Origin of the sequence: Thalassococcus halodurans (assembly GCF_900108225.1) — a bacterium.
Classification (GTDB): domain Bacteria; phylum Pseudomonadota; class Alphaproteobacteria; order Rhodobacterales; family Rhodobacteraceae; genus Thalassococcus; species Thalassococcus halodurans.
This window is the reverse complement of the sequence record NZ_FNUZ01000001.1, coordinates 136,108-157,250: the sequence shown is the minus strand read 5'-3', so window position 1 is coordinate 157,250 and position 21,143 is coordinate 136,108. Positions and strand designations below refer to the sequence as shown.

18 protein-coding genes are annotated in these 21,143 nt (G+C 57.6%); 12 read left to right on the top strand and 6 right to left on the bottom strand.

From position 1 onward, the window contains the following. Positions 1-101 precede the first annotated feature (101 nt). The 4 genes from C4S59_RS00750 to recG all read left to right on the top strand — a co-directional run bounded on the left by C4S59_RS00750 (position 102) and on the right by recG (position 5,598). Entirely contained in the window at positions 102-380 is a 279-nt protein-coding gene (locus C4S59_RS00750; protein ID WP_103908573.1) for a DUF1153 domain-containing protein, read from the top strand. 97 nt (positions 381-477) lie between these two features. Further along, positions 478-1,194 (top strand): response regulator transcription factor CtrA, encoded by a 717-nt coding sequence (gene ctrA, locus C4S59_RS00745; RefSeq protein WP_103908572.1) that lies wholly within the window; start codon positions 478-480, stop codon positions 1,192-1,194. 178 nt (positions 1,195-1,372) lie between these two features. Beyond that, complete coding sequence (gene ligA, locus C4S59_RS00740; protein WP_103908571.1) at positions 1,373-3,511, top strand: NAD-dependent DNA ligase LigA; 2,139 nt, start codon at positions 1,373-1,375, stop codon at positions 3,509-3,511. Further along, positions 3,508-5,598, top strand: coding sequence for an ATP-dependent DNA helicase RecG (gene recG, locus C4S59_RS00735; protein ID WP_103908570.1), 2,091 nt, complete (start codon positions 3,508-3,510; stop codon positions 5,596-5,598). Before ligA ends, recG begins: the two co-directional genes overlap by 4 nt. A gap of 513 nt (positions 5,599-6,111) precedes the next feature. Here recG and C4S59_RS00730 read toward each other — a convergent pair. Next, positions 6,112-6,564 carry an iron-sulfur cluster assembly scaffold protein gene (locus C4S59_RS00730; RefSeq protein WP_103909365.1) on the bottom strand — a complete coding sequence of 151 codons (453 nt, stop codon included), beginning with the start codon at positions 6,562-6,564 and terminating at the stop codon, positions 6,112-6,114. Between the two features lie 68 nt (positions 6,565-6,632). Here C4S59_RS00730 and hisI point away from each other — a divergent pair, with 68 nt between their 5' ends. Continuing rightward, a complete protein-coding gene (hisI, locus tag C4S59_RS00725) occupies positions 6,633-6,992 on the top strand; it encodes a phosphoribosyl-AMP cyclohydrolase (protein WP_103908569.1) in 360 nt (119 codons plus the stop codon). Between the two features lies 1 nt (position 6,993). Here the strand turns inward: hisI and gluQRS are convergent, their stop codons facing one another. Genes gluQRS through C4S59_RS00705 form a run of 4 tightly spaced genes read right to left on the bottom strand, consistent with a single transcriptional unit; the run spans position 6,994 to position 10,236 of the window. Beyond that, positions 6,994-7,833: a tRNA glutamyl-Q(34) synthetase GluQRS gene (gene gluQRS / locus C4S59_RS00720; protein WP_103908568.1), complete on the bottom strand. Its 840-nt coding sequence runs from the start codon at positions 7,831-7,833 to the stop codon at positions 6,994-6,996. A gap of 4 nt (positions 7,834-7,837) precedes the next feature. Then, positions 7,838-8,044 carry a hypothetical protein gene (locus C4S59_RS00715; protein WP_103908567.1) on the bottom strand — a complete coding sequence of 69 codons (207 nt, stop codon included), beginning with the start codon at positions 8,042-8,044 and terminating at the stop codon, positions 7,838-7,840. Continuing rightward, positions 8,041-9,405: a methylenetetrahydrofolate--tRNA-(uracil(54)-C(5))-methyltransferase (FADH(2)-oxidizing) TrmFO gene (gene trmFO, locus C4S59_RS00710; RefSeq protein WP_103908566.1), complete on the bottom strand. Its 1,365-nt coding sequence runs from the start codon at positions 9,403-9,405 to the stop codon at positions 8,041-8,043. The genes C4S59_RS00715 and trmFO overlap by 4 nt, the downstream gene beginning before the upstream one ends. 42 nt (positions 9,406-9,447) lie before the next feature. Then, positions 9,448-10,236 carry an enoyl-CoA hydratase gene (locus C4S59_RS00705; RefSeq protein WP_103909364.1) on the bottom strand — a complete coding sequence of 263 codons (789 nt, stop codon included), beginning with the start codon at positions 10,234-10,236 and terminating at the stop codon, positions 9,448-9,450. Positions 10,237-10,294: 58 nt separating this feature from the next. Here C4S59_RS00705 and C4S59_RS00700 point away from each other — a divergent pair, with 58 nt between their 5' ends. Then, the gene (locus C4S59_RS00700) at positions 10,295-10,720 is read left to right on the top strand and encodes a PaaI family thioesterase (protein ID WP_103908565.1); all 426 of its coding nucleotides are present in this window, start codon (positions 10,295-10,297) and stop codon (positions 10,718-10,720) included. A gap of 188 nt (positions 10,721-10,908) precedes the next feature. Here C4S59_RS00700 and C4S59_RS00695 read toward each other — a convergent pair whose 3' ends face one another. Next, positions 10,909-11,820: a LysR family transcriptional regulator gene (locus C4S59_RS00695; protein ID WP_103908564.1), complete on the bottom strand. Its 912-nt coding sequence runs from the start codon at positions 11,818-11,820 to the stop codon at positions 10,909-10,911. Between the two features lie 165 nt (positions 11,821-11,985). Here C4S59_RS00695 and C4S59_RS00690 point away from each other — a divergent pair, with 165 nt between their 5' ends. The 6 genes from C4S59_RS00690 to C4S59_RS00665 all read left to right on the top strand — a co-directional run bounded on the left by C4S59_RS00690 (position 11,986) and on the right by C4S59_RS00665 (position 21,136). Beyond that, positions 11,986-15,405, top strand: a complete 3,420-nt coding sequence (locus tag C4S59_RS00690) for an indolepyruvate ferredoxin oxidoreductase family protein (protein WP_103908563.1) — start codon at positions 11,986-11,988, stop codon at positions 15,403-15,405. Positions 15,406-15,481: 76 nt separating this feature from the next. Further along, on the top strand, positions 15,482-16,363 hold the full coding sequence (locus tag C4S59_RS00685; RefSeq protein WP_103908562.1) for a lysophospholipid acyltransferase family protein: 882 nt from the start codon (positions 15,482-15,484) through the stop codon (positions 16,361-16,363). Positions 16,364-16,402: 39 nt separating this feature from the next. Next, positions 16,403-17,215, top strand: a complete 813-nt coding sequence (gene murI, locus C4S59_RS00680) for a glutamate racemase (RefSeq protein ID WP_103908561.1) — start codon at positions 16,403-16,405, stop codon at positions 17,213-17,215. A gap of 128 nt (positions 17,216-17,343) precedes the next feature. After that, positions 17,344-18,507, top strand: coding sequence for an acetylornithine deacetylase (gene argE, locus C4S59_RS00675; protein WP_103908560.1), 1,164 nt, complete (start codon positions 17,344-17,346; stop codon positions 18,505-18,507). Continuing rightward, complete coding sequence (locus C4S59_RS00670) at positions 18,504-19,847, top strand: NAD(P)/FAD-dependent oxidoreductase (RefSeq protein WP_103908559.1); 1,344 nt, start codon at positions 18,504-18,506, stop codon at positions 19,845-19,847. The genes argE and C4S59_RS00670 overlap by 4 nt, the downstream gene beginning before the upstream one ends. Positions 19,848-19,972: 125 nt before the next feature. Then, positions 19,973-21,136 (top strand): M20 aminoacylase family protein, encoded by a 1,164-nt coding sequence (locus tag C4S59_RS00665; RefSeq protein ID WP_103908558.1) that lies wholly within the window; start codon positions 19,973-19,975, stop codon positions 21,134-21,136. Positions 21,137-21,143 lie beyond the last annotated feature (7 nt).

Below are 21,143 nucleotides of genomic sequence, written 5' to 3'. Positions count from 1 at the left end.
GACAAAATATAGGAAAATCCGAACTACTCTCAAGGACCGCTTTCACTGCTCTTTAAGTAGGATGTCCGCAGATGACTGCGAACCGAAAACGGAAGCGACACATGTATCTGAAGAAGATCGAAGGGCCAAGGGCCGTTTCACTGCCAGACGGAACCGTGATGACGCGCGCCGACCTGCCACCCACGAATACCGTGCGTTGGGTGGCGTCGCGTAAACTTTTGGTTGTCAAAGGTGTCATGTTCGGGTTGATTACTAAAAAACAAGCATATGAGAAGTATGATTTGAGCGAGGATGAATTGGGCGAATGGATTTCGTCCTACCTTGCTGATGGCAAAGCAGCTTTACACGCAACTTGGCATCCGGAAAGAAATCAACTTTAAGTTGTGTTATTAATTTGCGCATGTATAGTAAGGGGTGATTAACCAATAAGTCTCACACTCCGGTCTGACCCACGACATAACCCGCGGAGACGAATATATGCGCGTTCTTCTGATCGAAGATGATCCGACCACATCCAAAAGCATCGAAATGATGCTGACCCATGCGAATTTGAACGTCTACTCGACGGACATGGGCGAAGAGGGCGTCGATCTGGCGAAACTCTACGACTATGATCTGATCCTGCTGGACATCAACTTGCCCGACATGACCGGCCACGAGGTGTTGCGCCAGTTGCGGAACGCGAAGGTCAGCACGCCGATCCTGATCCTATCGGGTGACGATGCCACTGAAAGTAAACTGAAAAGTTTTGGGTTCGGGGCAGACGACTATCTGACCAAACCGTTCCATCGCGAAGAACTGGTTGCACGCATTCACGCAATCATCCGTCGCTCGAAAGGGCATTCGCAATCGATTATCTCAACCGGTCTGATCAACGTAAATCTGGATGCGAAGACGGTCGATGTACGGGGTGAAACGGTTCATCTGACGGGCAAAGAATACCAGATGCTTGAACTGCTCAGCCTGCGGAAGGGCACGACGCTTACAAAAGAAATGTTTTTGAATCATCTTTATGGCGGAATGGACGAACCCGAGCTGAAAATCATCGACGTCTTTATCTGCAAGCTGCGCAAGAAGCTGAGCGAAGCAACGGGTGAGCCGAGCTACATCGAAACCGTCTGGGGCCGCGGATATGTTCTGCGTGACCCTCAGTCCAGCGCAGGGCAAGAGCCCGCTTTGGCCGCCAGCGCCTGAAGTTTCCTCCCGCGTCCCCGGGGAATGCCTCGTGCCTTTAAAGGTGCGGGGCATTCATGTTTCAGGATTTCCGAACCCGCGCGCTGCTTATGGCAGGCTCTTTGCCACGGGCACTGGATAAATGCGGATCACAGCCCTATCACATCTGTAGAACTGTTTTGATGGGCGACGCACTGGTATGACCGCGACTGAGATTTCAATCGAAAAGCTGACAATTGATGAGGCGCGTGCCGAACTGGAGCGCCTTTCAGGCCTGCTTGCCGAGGCAAACCAAGCGTACCACACCGACGACGCCCCTGAAATCAGCGATGCGGAATACGACCGTCTGAAACGGCGCAATGCTGAGATCGAGGCTCGTTTTCCCGATCTGAAACGGGAAGACAGCCCAAGCGACCAAGTTGGCGCAGCTCCGGCATCGGGTTTCGACAAGATCGAGCACAAAGTCCGGATGTTGTCGTTGTCGAACCTTTTTGAGGAAGAAGAGGTCGCGGAATTCGATGACCGTATCCGCCGCTATCTTGGTCTCTCGGCCGAGGCGGAGCTGGTTTATACGGCGGAACCGAAAATCGACGGTCTTTCCCTTAGCCTTCGATACGAAAATGGTCGGCTCATTCAAGCGGCCACGCGCGGTGACGGTTCGGTCGGTGAAAATGTAACAGCCAACGCCAGAACGATTGCCGACATCCCGCAAGAAATTAAAGGCGCGCCCGAGGTTCTTGAGGTGCGCGGCGAAGTGTACATGAGTCACGAAGATTTTGCGGCCTTGAACGAACGGCAAGAGGCCGCTGGGGGTAAGACTTTCGCAAACCCGCGCAACGCCGCAGCCGGCAGCCTGCGCCAGTTGGATGCGAAAATCACAGCCGCGCGGCCTTTGCGCTTTTTTGCCTATGCGTGGGGGGATCACTCTGAACCCCTTGCGGAAACGCAAATGCAATCCATCGAAAGGCTGGCAGCGCTGGGCTTTCAAACCAATCCTCTGACCCAGCTCTGCGATGGCCCGTCCGAGATGATGGCGCATTACAAAGCCATCGAAGAACAGCGTGCCACCTTGGGCTACGACATCGATGGCGTGGTCTACAAAGTAAATGATCTGGCGCTGCAACACCGGCTAGGGTTCCGGTCGACGACACCGCGCTGGGCGACGGCACACAAGTTTCCTGCAGAACTCGCGTGGACACGGCTGGCAGGGATCGACATTCAGGTCGGTCGTACAGGCGCTTTGTCCCCTGTGGCGCGTCTGGAACCGGTGACGGTGGGCGGTGTCGTGGTGTCGAATGCGACATTGCACAACGAAGATTATATCGCGGGCCTTGGTGCCAAGGGCGAGGTCATCCGGCCTGATGAGGCGGGCAATCCTAAGGATATCCGCGCCGGTGACTGGGTTCAGGTCTATCGCGCAGGCGACGTGATTCCGAAGGTCGCTGATGTGGATTTGTCCAAACGCCCCGCCGATGCCGAGCCCTATCAGTTTCCGCACAGCTGCCCAGAGTGCGGGTCCGAGGCGATCCGTGAGGAAGGCGACGCTGTCCGCCGGTGTGTTGGCGGCTTGATTTGCCCCGCGCAAGCCGTTGAAAAGATGAAGCACTTTGTGTCTCGTGCTGTTTTCGATATCGAAGGCATGGGTGCCAAGCAGGTCGAGCAGTTCTATCGCGATGGCTGGATCAAGGAGCCTGCCGATATCTTCACTTTGCGGGAAAACTACAGCTCGGGCCTTCAGCAACTGAAGAACCGCGAGGGGTGGGGTGAAAAATCGGCCAACAACCTGTTCGACGCGATTGATGAGCGTCGGAAGATTGCCTTGGGTCGATTGATTTTTGGCCTTGGCATTCGTCACGTTGGCGAGGTCGTTTCAAATCTTCTGGCGCGCCACTATGGGACATGGTCCGCGTTTGAAACAGCGGTCACCGAAGCGGCTGATTTTTCCGGCCCCGCGTGGGAAGATCTGATCGGCATCGATGGCGTGGGCGAGGTATTGGCACAATCTCTGGTGTCGACCATGAACCAACCGGCCGAGCGGGACTCCATTGATCGTCTGGTCGCGCATCTGGATGTTCAAGAGGCGGCCAAACCGCAGACCGACGGGTCGCCTGTCGCGGGCAAGACCGTTGTTTTCACCGGCACATTAGAGCGGATGACACGCGCGGAAGCCAAAGCGCGGGCCGAGGCGTTGGGCGCGAAAGTATCTGGCAGCGTTAGCAAGAAGACCGATATTCTGATTGCGGGGCCCGGTGCTGGTTCGAAAGAAAAGAAGGCGCAAGAATTGGGGATCGAAATCCTTGATGAAGACGCTTGGCTGGATCTGATCGGACAGGCATGAGCGGCCGTCCCGAGATACTTTTCCCGCTTTTCGCGGATTTAAAGACGCTGGACGGTGTCGGGCCCAAGATTGCCCAGAACCTGCAACACCTGCACATAGAAGCGCCGCGTGATTTGTTGTTCACGCTGCCCTATTCGATGATTGATCGCCGTCCGGTGGACACGGTGCAAGGTGCCGAATTGCCCAAGGTTTTGACCGTCAAAGTCACAGTGGGCGACCACCGTCCGGCGCGGAATAAAGGCGGGGCTTACCGGATCAACGTCGAGGATGCGCAAACCAGTTTCCAGCTTGTGTTCTTTCATGCGCGTGGTGATTACCTGTCCAAGGTGCTGCCCACAGGTCAGACGCGCATAGTCTCGGGCAAGGTCGAGTTTTTCGACGGTATCGCGCAGATGGTGCATCCGGATCATATTCTGCGCGAAAGCGAGGCGGACGAACTGCCTTTGTTCGAACCCGTTTACCATCTGACGTCGGGTGTGACGCAAAAGCTGATGACGCGGGCCAGCAGCGATGTGTTGACCAAGCTGCCTGATCTGCGGGAATGGATCGATCCTGCGCAAAAAGAGAAAGAGGGCTGGCCGTCTTGGGCGGTTGCCATGCGGGCGGCCCATCGGCCCGAGCGGATGGATGATGTGCTGCCCACGTCGCCGATCCGCCGGCGGTTGGCTTATGATGAGTTCATGGCCCATCAGCTGACGCTTGCGATCGCAAGGGCCACGCGAAAGGCCAGCCCGGGGCGGGCGACCGTAGGAAACGGGCGGTTGCGATCCAAGGTTCTGGCAGCATTGCCGTATCGGCCGACGGGGGCACAGGAGCGCGCGATGGAGGATATCGCCGGCGATCTGGCCGCGCCGCAGCGGATGAACCGGCTTTTGCAAGGGGATGTAGGCGCGGGCAAAACGCTGGTGGCCTTCATGACGTTGTTGATCGCGGTCGAGGCTGGCGGGCAGGGCGTCATGATGGCGCCTACGGAAATCCTTGCGCGGCAGCATCTGGAAAGTCTTCAGCCGCTGGCGGAAGACGCGGGCGTCGTGATCGAAATCCTGACGGGACGCGACAAGGGCAAGGAACGCGTGGCCAAACTTGCGGCGTTGGCGCGGGGCGATATTCATGTGCTGGTGGGCACGCATGCGGTGTTCCAGAAGGATGTGGTGTTCCACGACCTGAGGCTGGCCATCGTGGACGAACAGCATCGCTTTGGCGTCCGGCAGCGGCTTGAGCTGGGTGAAAAGGGGCCGGTGGCTGATGTTCTGGTGATGACGGCCACGCCGATCCCGCGCAGTCTGGCCCTGGCGCAGTATGGTGACATGGACGTGTCCGTGCTGGACGAAAAACCGCCCGGTCGGAAACCGATCAAAACGGCTTTGTTGTCAAACGAACGCATGGACGAGGTCGTCGCCCACTTGCGCAAAGCGATTGCGGATGGGCGGCAGGCCTATTGGGTGTGTCCGCTGGTCGAAGAAAGCGAAAGTATTGATCTGACGGCTGCGGATGAACGGTTCAAACGTCTTCGCGCGGTTTTGGGTGACGATGTGGTGGGCTTGGTACACGGGCAGATGCCTGCAGCGGATAAAGACGCAGCGATGGCCAAGTTCGTGGCCGGCAAAACCGCTGTTCTGGTCGCGACGACGGTGATCGAAGTGGGGGTGAACGTTCCCAATGCGACGATCATGGTGATCGAACGCGCCGAAAGCTTTGGTCTTGCCCAGTTGCATCAGCTGCGCGGTCGCGTGGGGCGCGGTGATCAGGCGTCGACCTGTTTGCTGCTCTATCAACCGCCCTTAAGCGAGGGGGGATTGAAGCGTCTGACCACGATGCGCGAAACCGAAGACGGTTTCCGGATATCCGAGGTTGATCTGGAAATGCGCGGGGCAGGGGATTTGATCGGCACGGCGCAGTCCGGACTGCCGCGATTCCGCATCGCGGATATGGAACATCAGGCCGGTTTGATGGCCACAGCGCAAAGCGATGCACGGCGATTGATGGCAGATGATCCGCAACTGAAAAGCCCGCGTGGAGAGGCCGCAAGAACGCTTTTGTGGCTGATGCGGCAGGATGAGGCGATCCGTTTGATCAAGGTCGGTTAACCCGATTTGTTCCTGTTTGTTCTGCAATGTTCTCAAATGTTCTTAAAAAGTTCTTTACATGAGGGCGAATCTATGAGAACAAAAGAGCAACCAGACAATGAGGAAGGTTGCCATGATTAAGCAGATCAAAACCACGATGGACCGGTCGCGCGATACAATCCTGCAGGATGCGTTGGGCGCTTTATCTTTGGTTGTGATCCTTGTTGGGGCGCTTCATCTCTGAGTCTGATTGCTTTTCTGCCTGCGTCCTTACGCCGGACCGCCTTTTGCATCTCTGCCCTAGTTGATGCCAGCGACTGACACGCCTGTCCCCATCGCTTTGCGGAACAGCCGGATCCCACGTGAGACACGCCACTTTGACCGCCCTTTTCCCGAGGGGCGGTCTTTTTTCTTTTGGATGGAGCGTTTCCCAGCAGGGCATGACCTGCGGTCATGCGCAGGTTTATCTCGGCTCTGGCCAGTGGCCAGACCCTCGGGCTGGTCTGTATTGGAATGTTTGGTGCAGGCGCGCGGTCAGGCGGTTTTTTCGGACAGCGCCATTTCCGCAGCTTCGCTGGCCGCGTCCAGTGCCAGCAGGATCGATGCATGGCGGTTTTTGTAGGATGCCGCGGGACGCAGAACCTCGAGTTCCTCGAAAGGGGCAGGAGGCGTGGGGCCGTCGTTTTTCAGCATCTCTTTCAGGGCATCACGTGCCGCCGTAATCTGTTCGTGTGTGCAGCCGACGATAGCGCTGCCTGCAACCGAGGCCGCAGCTTGGCCCAAAGCACAGGCTTTAACGTCTTGGCCATAGGCGCTGACGCGGCCATCGGTCATTTTCAGATCAACGGTGACGGTCGACCCGCACAGGGGCGAACGTTTCTTGACGGTCGCGTCCGGGGCATCAAGCCGATCCGTGTTGGGAATATCCGCAGCCAGCGCCAGAATGCGCTGAGAGTAGAGTTTGATCAGATCGCTGTCGCCTGCCATGGCTTTCCCTTTCCCGTGGTCTTCTTTAGATAAGCGTTCGCGCGCATCTTTCAAAAAGGTTTTTGCCCATGTCCTTTGATCCTGCGACCTTGGTCTATGACGATCGTGGCCTTATCCCCTGTATCGCTCAGGATGAGGAGACAGGCGAGGTATTGATGATGGCGTGGATGAACGCCGAATCCGTAGCGCGGACGTTAGAGACGGGCAAGGTGACCTACTGGTCGCGGTCGCGTCAGTCGTTCTGGGTGAAGGGCGAAACGTCGGGACATGTGCAGTCGCTGGTTGACCTGCGATTGGATTGCGATCGTGATTGCCTGTTGGCCGTTGTGCGTCAGGTGGGGCCTGCGTGCCACACGAACCGCCGCAGCTGTTTTTACACGGCCGTGCGCGATGGCGAAGAAGTCGAGCTGATGACGCCGATGGGCTGAGTTATAGTCCGACCAACTGACGGACATCTCGCGGGCTTTTGCCCTGATCGCGGTAAAGGGCAATGGCCTTGGCGTCGTCCCGTTTGGCGAGCCGTTTGCCGTTTTCGTCCCTGATCAGTTTGTGGTGATGATATGCTGGGGTCGGCAGGTTCAGCAGGCGCTGTAGCAGCACATGGATTTGTGTGGCTTCGGCCAGATCAGCGCCGCGAACGACGTGGGTGATGCCCTGTTCAGCATCATCGACCGTGACGGACAGGTGGTAAGAGGTGCCCATGTCGCGGCGGGCGAGGACGATGTCACCTATTTCGGCCAAAGGGTTTGCGCTGACGATCATCGGGACGGTGCCGGTTTCGGAATAGGTGATCGGCGTATCCAAGCATTCCAATGCGCGGGCCATATTCAGACGTAGCGCTGTATCTTTGGGGCGCGGCCCTGTGGGGGCGATGCTCGGACGGCACGTGCCGGGGTAGATCACGCCATCGGGGCCCGTGGGTGGCTCTACTCCTTCCTGCGGGGTGTCCAAGGCGGCAAGGATATCGCGACGATTGCAGTGACAGGGGTATAGAAGCCCCGCATCCCAAAGCTGATCGAGCGCCGCGTTATAGGCGTCCATCCGGTCGGACTGGCGCATCACCGGTGTGGGCCAGCCCAGCCCAAGCCAGTGCAGATCGTCGTAAATCTTTGCCTCCCACTCAGGGCGGGCACGGGATTGGTCGATGTCTTCGATCCGAAGAAGGAAAGTGCCCCCCTCGGCAACTGCCATGTCATGGGCCAAACAGGCGGAATAGGCGTGGCCCAAGTGCAAAGGGCCGGTCGGAGAGGGGGCAAAGCGCGTGCGCATTGGCCTAGTCGCGGTTCATCCGGCGGGCGCGGCGATCCTCGTGGCTTTGGTAGATCAGAATCCAGGCTAGTAGAATGAACATCGGGTGCGTCAAACCGCCAGAGAAGATGATCGCGGGGATCCAGATGATGAAGGTGATGATCGCCACAAACGGGCGGCCCGCCAGCAGGATCGACAGAGGCGGCAGGAAAAGTGCGAGCACATAGTTCATTCCGCGGCCTCCTTTTGCGGTGCCTGTTCAAGCCATTCCGTCCAGACCGCCTTGGCGCGATCTGTATAAAGCTTGTAGCGGTCCTTGCGGCCACGACGACCACCTTTGACCTTTTCCTCAAGCGGGCGGAACAGGCCGAAGTTCACGTTCATGGGCTGGAAGGTCTTGGCCTCGGCCCCGCCTGTGATGTGGTGCACAAGCGCGCCATGGGCGCTGTCTTGGGGGACGACGGGCAGTTCGACGCCAAGGATTTCGGCGGCAGCCATGCGACCGGCCAGAAGGCCCATCGAGGCGGATTCAACGTAGCCCTCGACACCTGTGATCTGACCCGCGAAGCGAATGTTCGGTCGGGATTTCAGACGCATCTGCGCATCCAGAAGCGTGGGCGAGTTGATAAAGGTGTTGCGGTGGATGCCGCCCAGACGGGCGAAACGCGCGTTTTCGAGACCCGGGATCATGCGGAACACGTCGATCTGTGCGCCGTATTTCATCTTGGTCTGGAAACCCACGATGTTGAACAGCGTTCCCAGCGCATTGTCACGGCGTAGCTGCACAACGGCATGCGCCTTTTCTTCGGGCGCGTGCGGGTTGGTCAGGCCAACGGGTTTCATCGGGCCATGGCGCAGCGTTTCGCGGCCGCGTTCTGCCATCACTTCAATGGGCAGACAGCCGTCAAAGTAGCCAGCCGTTTCACCTTCGTGGAATTCGGTCTTATCAGCCGCCAGAAGTGCGTCGATGAACGCCTCGTACGTGTCTTTGTCCATCGGGCAGTTGAGGTAGGCTTTGCGCTCTTCCTCGGTCTCGCCCTTGTCATAGCGGGACTGCATCCACGCCTTCGACATGTCGATGCTTTCGGCATAGACGATGGGAGCGATGGCATCGAAGAACGCCAGAGACTCGGCGCCCGTTTCATTCGCAATCGCCTGACCCAGACCTTGAGAGGTCAGCGGGCCTGTCGCAATGATCCAGTGACCGTCATCGGGCAGTTCGGTGATTTCTTCATAAGACGCGCTGATCAGCGGGTGATCCATCAGGGCCTTGGTCACGGATTCCGCGAAGGGATCACGGTCAACGGCCAGCGCACCACCAGCGGGCAGGCGATGGTCGTAGGCGGTCGAGATAATCAGGCCACCTGCGGCGCGCATTTCCCAATGCAGAAGGCCGACAGCGTTCTGTTCGTGGTCGTCCGACCGGAACGAGTTGGAACAAACCATTTCGCCGAAGTTGCCCGTCTGGTGAGCAAAGGTTTCGACCTTGGGGCGCATTTCGTGGATGACCACGGGCACACCCATTTGTGCGGCCTGCCATGCGGCCTCGGAGCCGGCCATTCCGCCGCCGATGATATGAAGCGTTTTTGTCATGCTAGGGCAGATAGTGTCTCTGCCCTGCATTGTCACGGGGTGTTAGCCCTGATCCCAATCCGGATCGCGTTTTTCCAGAAAAGCGGCGATGCCTTCTTCTGTGTCGCGATGCAGCATGTTTTCGACCATGACATCGCCAGTATAACTGTAGGCCTCGGCCAAGGGCAGATCGATCTGGTTGTAGAATGCCTCTTTCCCAATCTTTACGGCTGCCCCAAGTTTGGATGCGATCTGTTCGGCCAACGCCCGTGTTTCGCTTTCCAACTGGTCAGCTGGAACGACACGGTTCACCAGCCCCAGCTCCTGTGCGCGGTTGGCGTCGATAAACTGGCCCGTTGTCAGCATTTCAAACGCATGTTTGCGCGGGATGTTGCGGCTAAGCGCGACCATCGGGGTCGAACAGAACAATCCGATGTTCACACCGTTGACGCCAAAGCGTGTGCCTTCAGCAGCGACGGCCATATCGCAGGTCGCAACCAACTGGCATCCAGCGGCCGTGGCAATGCCGTGGACCTGCGCGATGACGGGCTGGGGAAGTTTGTTCAGACTTTGCATGAAACGGGCGCAACGGTCGAACAGGTCCTTGAAAGCGGCTTTGCCGCCGTCTTCGTTCTGGCGCGCGGCTGTCATCTGTTTCAGATCGTGGCCTGCGCAAAATGCCTTGCCTTCGCCTGACAGGATCACCGCGCGGATCGTGCGATCCTGCATCAGCGCATCACATTGTTCTTGCAGCGCCGCTAACATTTCATCGGACAAAGCGTTCAGCCGTTCCGGCGCGTTCATGTGCAAATGTGCAATGGCGCCAGTGTCGCGACGTTCCAATATTGCCATCTTGTTCTTCCTCCCTTTGCGGGCCAGCTTAGCGAACGAAAAGCGGGAGGAAAGCAGAATGACGATCAAGATCACCAAAGATGAAATGATGCCTTATCTTGATCAGGTGTTTCCGCAGGTCAGGGGCATGTTTGGAATCGACCGTTTGGACGAAGACCTGTTGGTGATGCGTCTATTCGAGGATGAAAAGCACCTGCGCCCCGGTGGAACTGTATCTGGGCCCGCGATGTTCGCGCTGGCCGATGTGGCCGCCTACGTCGCGACAATGGCGCGGATCGGGCAAGAGGCGCTGGCCGTGACCACGAACTGTTCGATCGATTTCATGCGCAAGCCCGAGTCTGGCAAAGACGTGCTGGCGGAGTGCCGCGTGCTGAAACTGGGCCGCGCGCTGAGCGTTTGTGATGTGCTGCTTTATTCCGAAGGCATGGCCGAACCGGTGGCCCGTGCGAACCTGACCTACTCGATCCCGCCAAAACGCGGATAACTGTTCAAATTACATCAAACCAAAAAAAAGGCCGAGCAAAGCTCGGCCATAGTCCAACAGGGAGGTTTGAAGACGCTGCGCCAAAAGGCGCTACATCGTTCAACTGCTCATTTAGTGATCGCAAATGAGTCGATCAAGAAACGATATGCCGCAGGCGCAGCATTTCTGCTATGCGCTTAGTGCATACCTCAAGTTGAACTGCTGGCCATGGCCTGCAAATGCCGACGGTGGGCAATGATTTCTTCCTGAACGAAGTCGCGGAACGCTTCTATCCGCTTGGAATGGCGCAATTCTTCTGGATAGGCCAAAAATACGGGCACTTCGCCGGATTCCACGTCGGGCAGAACGCGCACGACCGAGGGGAAATCCTCGATGATGTAATCCGGCAACACTCCTATCCCCAGATTCGAGATCACAGCCTGTAACACACCGAAGTAATTGTTCACGGACAGGGTCGCTTTGATGTCGTTTGTCATCAGCATCTGGACCAGTTGAAGGCCCGCATTGACCTGTGCGGTGCGGGTATTCTGGCAGATCAGGCGATGATTGCTCAGGTCTTCCAGGGATTGCGGGGTGCCGTGTTCTTTCAGGTAGTCCGGCGATGCATAGAGCTTCATCTTGATGTTCATAAGCCGCTTGCGGATCAAGTCAGCCTGACTTGGCTCTTTCATACGGATAGCAACATCGGCTTCGCGCATCGGCAAGTCCAGAACGCGTTCTTCCAGCATCAGGTCGATATTCAACTGGGGGTATTTTTCGTAGAGCTTCGGAAGGCGCGGGGCGAGCCACAAAGAACCAAAGCCCGTTGTCGTCGTCACACGGAGAACACCGAAGATTTCTTCTTCGCTGTCGCGGATGCGCGCGGTTGCGGCATCAATGCGTTTGTTCATCGACTTGGTCGCGTCAAACAGCAGTTCGCCCTGTTCCGTCAGAATCAGTCCGCGTGCGTGGCGATGGAAAAGTGTGGTATCAAGGGCTTCTTCGAGCGCGCGAATCTGGCGTGAAACCGCAGATTGTGACAGGTGCAGCTGTTCACCGGCATGCGTGAGGCTACCCGCATCGGCCACCGCGTGAAATATTCTTAGCTTGTCCCAATCCATTTAACTTACAATCCTGCGCTTTTTCTATCCTGCACGAAACAACGACCCACTTAGGGTGTAAATATACAGGACGCCAATGGTTTCTATAAAAAATTCTAGGCAGGTCAGAAATTGTGACCTATATTTACCCTACGTGCATGAACATTGAGCGACGGGAGGCGTACGATGGGCATTCAGCAAATTTCTTTGGATGACCGGTTCGATCTTGGCAAGGAAAGTGTGCTGTTAAACGGCACGCAGGCGCTTGTTCGATTGATGTTGATGCAAAAGGCGCGGGACCGCGCCGCTGGGCTGAACACAGCCGGTTATGTGACCGGTTATCGCGGCTCGCCCCTAGGTGCGGTCGACATGCAAATGACCCGCGCCAGCAAATGGCTGAAAGAAGCCGATATCACCTTTCAGGAAGGCCTGAACGAAGACCTTGCAGCCACGGCGCTGTGGGGATCGCAACAGGCCGAGCTTCGGGGCGAGGGGCGCTATGACGGCGTTTTCGGCCTTTGGTACGGCAAGGGCCCTGGGGTGGACCGTTCGGGTGATGTGATGCGCCATGCGAACATGGCAGGCACGTCGCCACATGGTGGTGTGCTGATGGCTATGGGCGATGACCACACAGGCGAAAGCTCGACCGTGCTGCATCAATCTGACTGGGCCATGGTCGATGTGTATATGCCTGTGGTGTCACCGGCGGGTGTGCAGGAAATTCTGGATTACGGTCTGTACGGGCTGGCTTTGTCGCGGTTCTCAGGCCTTTGGGTTGGGTTAAAAACCATGAAAGACACGGTCGAGGCGACGGCGGTGGTCGATGCGCGTCTGGATCGGCTTCAACTGGTACAGCCAGACTATCCGATGCCCGAGGGTGGTCTGAACATCCGTCTGGGCGACACACCGCATGCGCAGGAACAACGGATCATCCAGCACAAACGTGACGCGGCTGAGGCGTTTTCGCGGGCCAATAAGATGGACAAACGCATCTGGGGCAAGCCTGGCGCGAAAATCGGGTTTGTTGCGGCGGGTAAGAACTGGCTCGATCTGTGCCATGCGATGTCTTTGCTGAACATCGATGAAAACGAAGCTGAGCGTTTGGGGATTACCACCTACAAAGTGGGGCAAACGTGGCCGCTGGATATGGAAACGTTCCATGACTGGGCCGAAGGTTTGGATCTAATCGTCGTCGTCGAAGAAAAGCGCAAACTGATCGAGGTGCAGATCAAAGAAGCCATCTTTGACGATCGTCGCGGGCGTCGGGTCTATGGCTGGTACAAGGGTGGGGCAGGTGCGCTCCATCGTGAAGAACTGTTTCCGGTCCATGGCGCGCTTGATCCCGTTTGGATCGCGGAAAAGCTGGGCAATATCCTGATCGAGGAAGGGCGCGACACCGATGCCATCCGCGCGGGCCTTTCCCAGCTGGCGGACGCGCGGAAGGCCGACAATGCCGAAGAAATCGCAGCGCGCCTGCCGTATTTCTGTTCGGGCTGTCCGCACAATTCGTCAACCAAAGTGCCGGAAGGGTCGCGGGCCTACGCGGGCATCGGCTGCCATTACATGGTTCAGTGGATGGACCGCAGCACGCTGGGCTTTACGCACATGGGGGCGGAAGGGGCCAACTGGATCGGCGAAGCGCCGTTTTCGAAACGCGAACATGTGTTCCAGAACCTTGGCGACGGCACGTACAACCACTCGGGCATTCAGGCCATTCGTGCGGCTGTCGCGGCGGGCACGAACATCACGTATAAAATCCTGTTCAACGATGCGGTCGCCATGACCGGCGGTCAGAAGAACGAAGGCGGGCTGGGCCCCGACCGGATCGCGCGCGAACTTAAGGCGATGGGCATCGAGCATGTCGCCGTTGTCTTTGATGAAAAAGAAGAGCCGCGGCGTGAAGACTTCCCGTCTGATGTCGACTGGCATCCGCGTGCGGAAATGGATGTTGTTCAGAAACGTCTGCGCGACATTCCCGGTGTGACGGCCATCATCTATGTTCAGACCTGTGCCGCCGAAAAGCGCCGCCGCCGCAAGCGTCAGCAATTCCCCGATCCGGACCGTCGCGTGTTTATCAACACCGATGTCTGCGAAGGTTGTGGTGATTGTGGGGTGCAATCCAACTGCGTGTCTATCGTTCCGGTCGAAACCGAATTCGGGCGCAAGCGGGCGATTGACCAGTCGTCCTGTAATAAGGATTTCTCGTGCCTCAAGGGGTTCTGTCCGTCCTTTGTCACCGTCAAAGGGGCCAAGCTGAAAAAGCGCGAGGCGATGGATTTGAACCTGCCGGACATTCCCGAGCCAAAGCTGCCCGAAATTGCCAAGACGTGGAACGTCGTTGTGACAGGTGTGGGCGGCACGGGCGTTGTCACCATCGGTGCGGTTCTGGCGCAAGCTGCGCAGATTGCCGGCATGGGTGCCGGCATGATGGAGATGGCGGGGCTGGCCCAGAAAGGCGGCGCGGTTCATATCCATCTGCGTTTGGCAAAGTCGCCTGACGACATCTCGGCCATCCGTGTCGCCACCGGCGAAACGGATGCGTTGATCGGTGGTGATCTGGTGGTCAGCGCAGGGTCCAAGACGCTTGGGTTGACGAAAAACGGGCGCACTGGCGCCGTGGTGAATAGCCACGAAATCATCACAGGAGACTTTACGAGAAATACGGAATTTTTGTTACCTGTTGATAGGTTACGAGTCTCTCTTGAGGCGCGACTTAAGGATGGCGTTCGGTTCTTTGATGCATCTGAGCTGGCGAAAACCACGCTTGGCGACAGCATCTTTTCCAACATGATGATCCTTGGTGCGGCGTGGCAACGGGGTCTGGTTCCGCTGCCGAAACAAGCGATTTTGGATGCGATCCAGCTGAACGGCGCAGCGGTTGAAAAGAACCAGAAGGCGTTTGAAATCGGTCGTTGGGCTGTTCTGTACCCCGAGGAAGCCGAAGGGCTGATGACTCAAAAAGTGGTCGCTAAGCCCAAGACTTTGGACGAAAAAATTGCGATGCGCGCGGATCATCTAGTGGAGTATCAGGGTGCGCGTCTTGCAAAGCGCTTCCGCAAGATGGTTGATCCTATTCAGGATGTTCGCCTGAAAGAATCCGTCTCAAAAGGCTATCATAAGCTGTTGTCATATAAGGATGAATATGAAGTCGCCCGACTTCATCTAAAGACCCGTGAAAAGGTCGAGAAAGAGTTCAACGGCGATGTCAGCCTGTCCTATCATCTGGCCCCTCCGATGATCAGCAAGGATGGCCCGGACGGGCGTCCTCAGAAACGCGAGTTTGGCGAAGGCATGCAGACGGGCTTCAAAATCCTTGCGCGTCTAAAGGGCCTGCGCGGCACGCCGTTTGATCCTTTTGGGCGTACCGAGGAACGCCGGATGGAACGCGCCCTGATCAAGCAATACGAAAAGGATATGGCCGAGTGGCTGCCCAAGGCGGATGCAAACACGATGGACGCGCTGGTGGCCTTGGCCGAACTGCCGCTGAAAATTCGCGGGTTCGGTCCGGTCAAGCTTGCCAACATGTCCAAGGCCGAAAAAGAACGCGAAGAGCTGATCGCTGCGTTGAAGGCTGGCGGCACACCCTACGACAAAGCTGCAGAGTAGCGGCCTTTTTCCTTTACACCTTTCGCGGTTCGCTTCAGCACTTTGCCAAGCGAACCGTGTTGAGGAGGCTGGTTTGATGCAACGCGCGCGTCAGGTCGCCCGGGAAATTTCCTATTCACATTCTGCCCGCAGCAAGAGCGGACAGGCACTGATCCGTTTCATGGAAAATGCGACAGGCCGGATCAGCCTGATCAAGCGGGCGCAGGGCTATGAACATGAGGTCGCGCAGGGGCGCGATTTCTGGCAGGTCATGGTCGACCGCTACGGGCTTGAACTGGATGTGGTCGGGGGTTCGCTGGACAACATCCCGAAAACGGGCCCTTTGGTTGTCGTCGGCAACCACCCGTATGGCATTCTGGATGGTCTGATCCTTGGCCACTTGTTGTCGGTCACACGTGGCGATTTCCGCATTCTGGCGCACCGTGTGTTTCGCAAGGCCGAAGACCTGAACAAGATCATCCTGCCGATTTCCTTTGACGAGACCAAAGAGGCCATCGCGCTGAACCTGCAAACCCGCAAAACGGCGCTGTCCTATCTGGGGGATGGTGGCTGTATCGGTATTTTTCCCGGTGGCACGGTTTCAACAGCCTTGCGTCCGATGATGCGCCCGATGGATCCGGACTGGCGCAGTTTCACCGCACGTATGATTGCGAAATCCGGCGCCACGGTTGTTCCGATCTTTTTCGAAGGCCACAATTCGCGGCTGTTCCAGTTGGCCAGCCATATGCACACCAATTTGCGCATGGGGCTGCTGATCCATGAATTCCGTCGCAGGGTGGATAAACCGGTCCGGCTTGTGATCGGAAAGCCTATATCGCCGCAAGAACTTGCCATACGGTCATCGGATGCGCGCGGAATGATGGATTTTCTGCGGAAAGCCACATATGAGCTTTCTCCGACGCCTCTCGAATCCTTCGATGCAGGTTTCGAGTTTGAAGAAAAACACCGCCGTAGTTAAATCATATAAATAGGCGGCACAGGCAGAGAGGCATCGACCGTGGCAGTTGGTATTTTTGATTCCGGATTGGGCGGTCTGACCGTTCTCGACGCTGTGTCCAAGCGTCTGCCTGATGTGCCCTTTGTCTATCTGGGGGACAACGCACATGCGCCCTATGGCGTGCGTGATGCGGAAGACATCTTTAATCTAACGACATGGTCGGTCGAACGTCTTTGGGCCGAGGGCTGCGATCTGGTTATTCTGGCTTGTAACACGGCTAGTGCTGCGGCCCTGCGCCGGATGCAGGAAAGCTGGATTCCAAAGGATAAGCGGGTGTTGGGGGTATTCGTGCCCCTGATCGAAGCGCTGACCGAACGCCAGTGGGGCGACAACTCGCCCCCGCGCGAAGTGGCAGTGAAACACGTCGCATTGTTTGCAACGCCTGCCACCGTGCGCAGCCGCGCATTCCAACGTGAACTCGCGTTCCGTGCTGTTGGTGTGGACGTCGAAGCGCAGGCCTGCGGCGGTCTGGTTGATGCGATCGAAGACGGTGACATGATTTTGGCTGATGCCTTGGTGCGGTCCCACGTCGACGCGCTGAAGCGTAAAATGCCCGATCCTGACGCCGCAATTCTGGGCTGCACGCATTATCCGCTGATGGAGGACATCTTCCGTGACGCATTGGGTGATGACGTAAAGGTTTATTCGCAGGCGACATTGGTTGCGGAAAGCCTGGCGGACTATCTGGAACGTCACCCGAAGATGATCGGAGCGGGGACCGAGTCCAAGTTCCTGACGACGGGTGATCCGAAGAAAGTATCCGGTCAGGCGACACAGTTTCTGCGCCGTCAGATCACGTTTGAAAAGGCGTAATTGCCCACACGTTGCGTGCCCAATCGCTGGGCAGTGTACCTGATATTTTGATCAAAAACCCCTAAGCGCCCCTTGCGCTTAGGGTAAGAAGCGCGTTTCCTCGGCCTCGAAATAAACAAGAGGCGCACATGACCACGCGGCTTTCCCCCCGAGAGATCCTTGAAACGCTAGTCGGTTTTCCCACAGTCAGTCGCGACACAAACGTGCCGTTGATCGATTGGGTCGAAGAGTATTTTCAAGGGCACGGGATCACATGCCATCGCCATTGGGATGAAACCGGTGAAAAGGCCGCTTTGTTCGCGCATGTTGGGCCCGATCAGGATGGGGGCGTGATCCTGTCCGGTCACACTGATGTGGTGCCTGTGGACGGGCAGGAATGGACGACATCGCCTTGGGACCTGACCGAACGGGATGGGCGGCTGTACGGGCGCGGCAGCACCGATATGAAGGCGTTTGACGCGCTGGCAATTTGGGCGCTGGTCGAGGCGCAGTACGCGGGCCTCACACGTCCGATCCAGATTGCGCTGTCCTATGACGAAGAGATTGGCTGCACCGGTGCTCCGCCACTGATCGATGCGATGCAGGGTGTTGTGCCGCGCGCTGATGTCGCGATCATTGGCGAACCGACCATGATGGGCGCGGTGACAGGCCACAAAGGCGGGGTTAGCTTTCACGTGCATGTCCATGGGGTCGAGGTGCATTCATCGATCCTGCACAAAGGGGTATCCGCGATCATGTATGGCGCGGAACTGATCACATGGGCCAATCGTGTGAACGATGCGCAAATGGCTGCGACGCCGTCGGAAATGGCTGCCCTGTTTGATCCGCCCTGTACGAACGTGCATGTGGGCACGATCAATGGTGGAACGGCCCACAACATCACTGCCAAGGATTGTGAATTTCACCTCGGTTTCCGCATCATTCCCGGCGAAAGCCCCGACACATGGCGCGACGCATTCTTTGAAGAGGTGCGCAGGGTTGAGGCGCAGATGCAGGCGGTCTGCCCAGAGGCCTGGATCGAGGTATCGGAAACCTTCACACTGCCGGCTTTTGCACCCACCCAGAACAATCTGGCGGAAGAACTGGTGCGCCAGATCACGGGCGACAACGGGCAGCATCACGTCAGCTATGGCACCGAGGCCAGCCATTTTCAGGCCGCAGGCTACGATGCCGTGGTTTGCGGGCCTGGTGACATCGGCATTGCGCACCAACCAGACGAATACATCGAGATTTCCCAGTTGAACGCGGGTCAGAAGTTTATGGAGCGACTTTTGAAGGCCTGTGGCGCATGAGCTTTCCTTTCCAGCTTCAGACGCCGCCTGAATATCAGGCTGATCTGCCGAAGGCATCGGATGTGGTCATCGTCGGTGCCGGAGTGATTGGCATCACGACGGCCCTGTGGCTGGCACGACAGGGTGTGCAGGTGACGGTGCTGGAGAAGGGGCGCGTCGCGGCAGAACAGTCTTCGCGCAACTGGGGCTGGATCCGTGTTCAGGGCCGCGACATGGATGAAATTCCGATCGCGCAAGAGGCGCAGCGCCTGTGGCAAGAGTTGGAAGACGAAGCAAACGGCGCGTTGGGCTTGCGGCAGGTGGGTGTGGCCTATCTGGCGAAGTCGGACAAGGACATGGCCGCCTATCAGGACTGGCTGAACGACGCTGCGGCCTATGGCGTGTCTTCGAAGCTGGTGGATAAGGCCGGACTGAAGGGAATTTTGCCCGAGGCGCAAAAGCCTTGGGCAGGTGCATTGTGGACGCCTACCGATCTGAAGGCAGAACCTTGGGTGGCCGTACCTACACTTGCCCGCATGGCGCGCGCGGCAGGGGCTACCATCATCGAAAATTGCGCAACGCGTGCGCTGGACATCTCGGCTGGGCATGTATCCGGTGTCGTGACCGAACGCGGACGCATCGCGTCTTCAAATGTTCTGGTCGCCGCTGGCGCGTGGTCAGCGCTGTTCCTGCGACGCCATGGTGTCAGCATCCCGCAGCTATCGGTCCGATCAACGGCGCTGGCGACCGAACCATTGCCGCAGGTCACGGGTATTGCCGCGGTCGACAGTAAGGTTGCTTTCCGGCCAAGACAGGATGGTGGGTACACATTGGCCCCCTCAACCTTGTCCGAACTCTACATCGGGCCCGATGCCTTTCGCATGATGTTCAAATACCTGCCTCTGTTGAAACAGGGCGGGTTTGATGTGCGTCTGAAAACCCATGCGCCCAAGGGGTTTCCGGATGCATGGGGCACGCCGCGCACATGGGGCGAAGATGAGGTCAGCCCGTTCGAACAGATGCGCATTCTGAATCCCGCGCCGAACCTGAAAAAAGCGCAGGAATGTATGGACGAAATGGCGGCGGCCTTTCCAGAAGTTGGCGTTGTAAAGGCCAAAGCCATCTGGGCGGGAATGATCGATGTCATGCCGGACGTCGTTCCGGTGGTCGATAATGTGCCCGATATCAAAGGGCTGACCGTCGCGACGGGGATGTGTGGCCATGGCTTTGGCATCGGGCCTGCCTTTGGCAAGATCGCGGCCCAATTGCTGACTGGTCAGACTTTGTCGCACGATCTGACGCGCTTCCGTTTCAACCGCTTTTCAGATGGTTCCGCCATGCGTCCCGGGCCCAACATTTGACGCCACTTGTTTGGGTGTCTGACCTTTCGCATTCCTGTGCAAAGCGCCTTTGCGTGGATACCGCTTGCAGCGGCATTTGATCGGCGTAGGGTGGTTTGATCAAATGATCAAATTCGGAGTCTCACATGCCTGTCAAAAACCGTTTCGCCGAACTGCATGACGAAATTACAGCTTGGCGCCGCGACCTGCATGAGCATCCTGAAATCCTGTTCGACACGGTCCGCACCGCCAAGGTCGTGGCTGATAAGCTGCGCGCGTTTGGCTGCGATGAGGTGGTCGAAGGCATCGGGCGCACGGGCGTTGTCGGTGTAATCAAAGGTAAATCGACGTCCTCTGGCAAGGTGATCGGTCTGCGTGCGGATATGGACGCGCTGCCGATCCATGAACAAACCGGTTTGGACTATGCCTCAAAAACGGCGGGTGCGATGCATGCCTGTGGTCATGATGGCCATACAGCGATGTTGCTGGGCGCGGCGCAGTACCTGTCCGAGACGCGGAATTTCGACGGTACCGTTGTGGTGATCTTCCAGCCTGCAGAAGAGGGCGGCGGCGGCGGCCGTGAAATGTGTGCCGACGGCATGATGGAAAAATTCGGTATTCAGGAAGTGTACGGCATGCACAACTGGCCGGGGCACGATATCGGCACCTTTGCCATTCGTCCGGGTCCGTTCTTTGCCGCAGCAGATCTGGTCGAGATCGAGATCGAGGGCCGTGGGGGTCACGCCGCGAAACCGCATGAAACCATCGATAGTACAGTTGTGGCCTCGCACATCGTTTTGGGCCTGCAAAGCATCGCGAGCCGCAACGCTGATCCGGTTGAGCAACTGGTCGTGTCGATCACAAGCTTTGAGACATCGTCCAAAGCATTCAACGTGATCCCACAGCGGGTAACGATGAAGGGCACGGTCCGCACCCTGAGCCCCGCAATCCGTGATCTGGCCGAAAAGCGTATTTCCGAGATTTGCGACGGCATCGCAGCCGCATATGGCGCAAAGGCGACCGTGAACTACAAACGGAACTATCCGGTCATGATCAACAGCGACGATCAGACCGAATTTGCCGCAGAAGTCGCGCGCGCAGTGTCCGGCCAGTGTGAAGAGGCGCCCTTGGTCATGGGCGGCGAAGATTTCGCCTTCATGCTGGAGGAACGCCCGGGCGCCTACATTCTGGTGGGCAACGGCGATAGCGCCGACGTGCATAATCCGGAATACAACTTCAATGACGACGCCATTCCGGTCGGCTGTTCGTGGTGGGCCGAGATCGCGGAACGCCGGATGCCTGCTGCATAAGCAATAA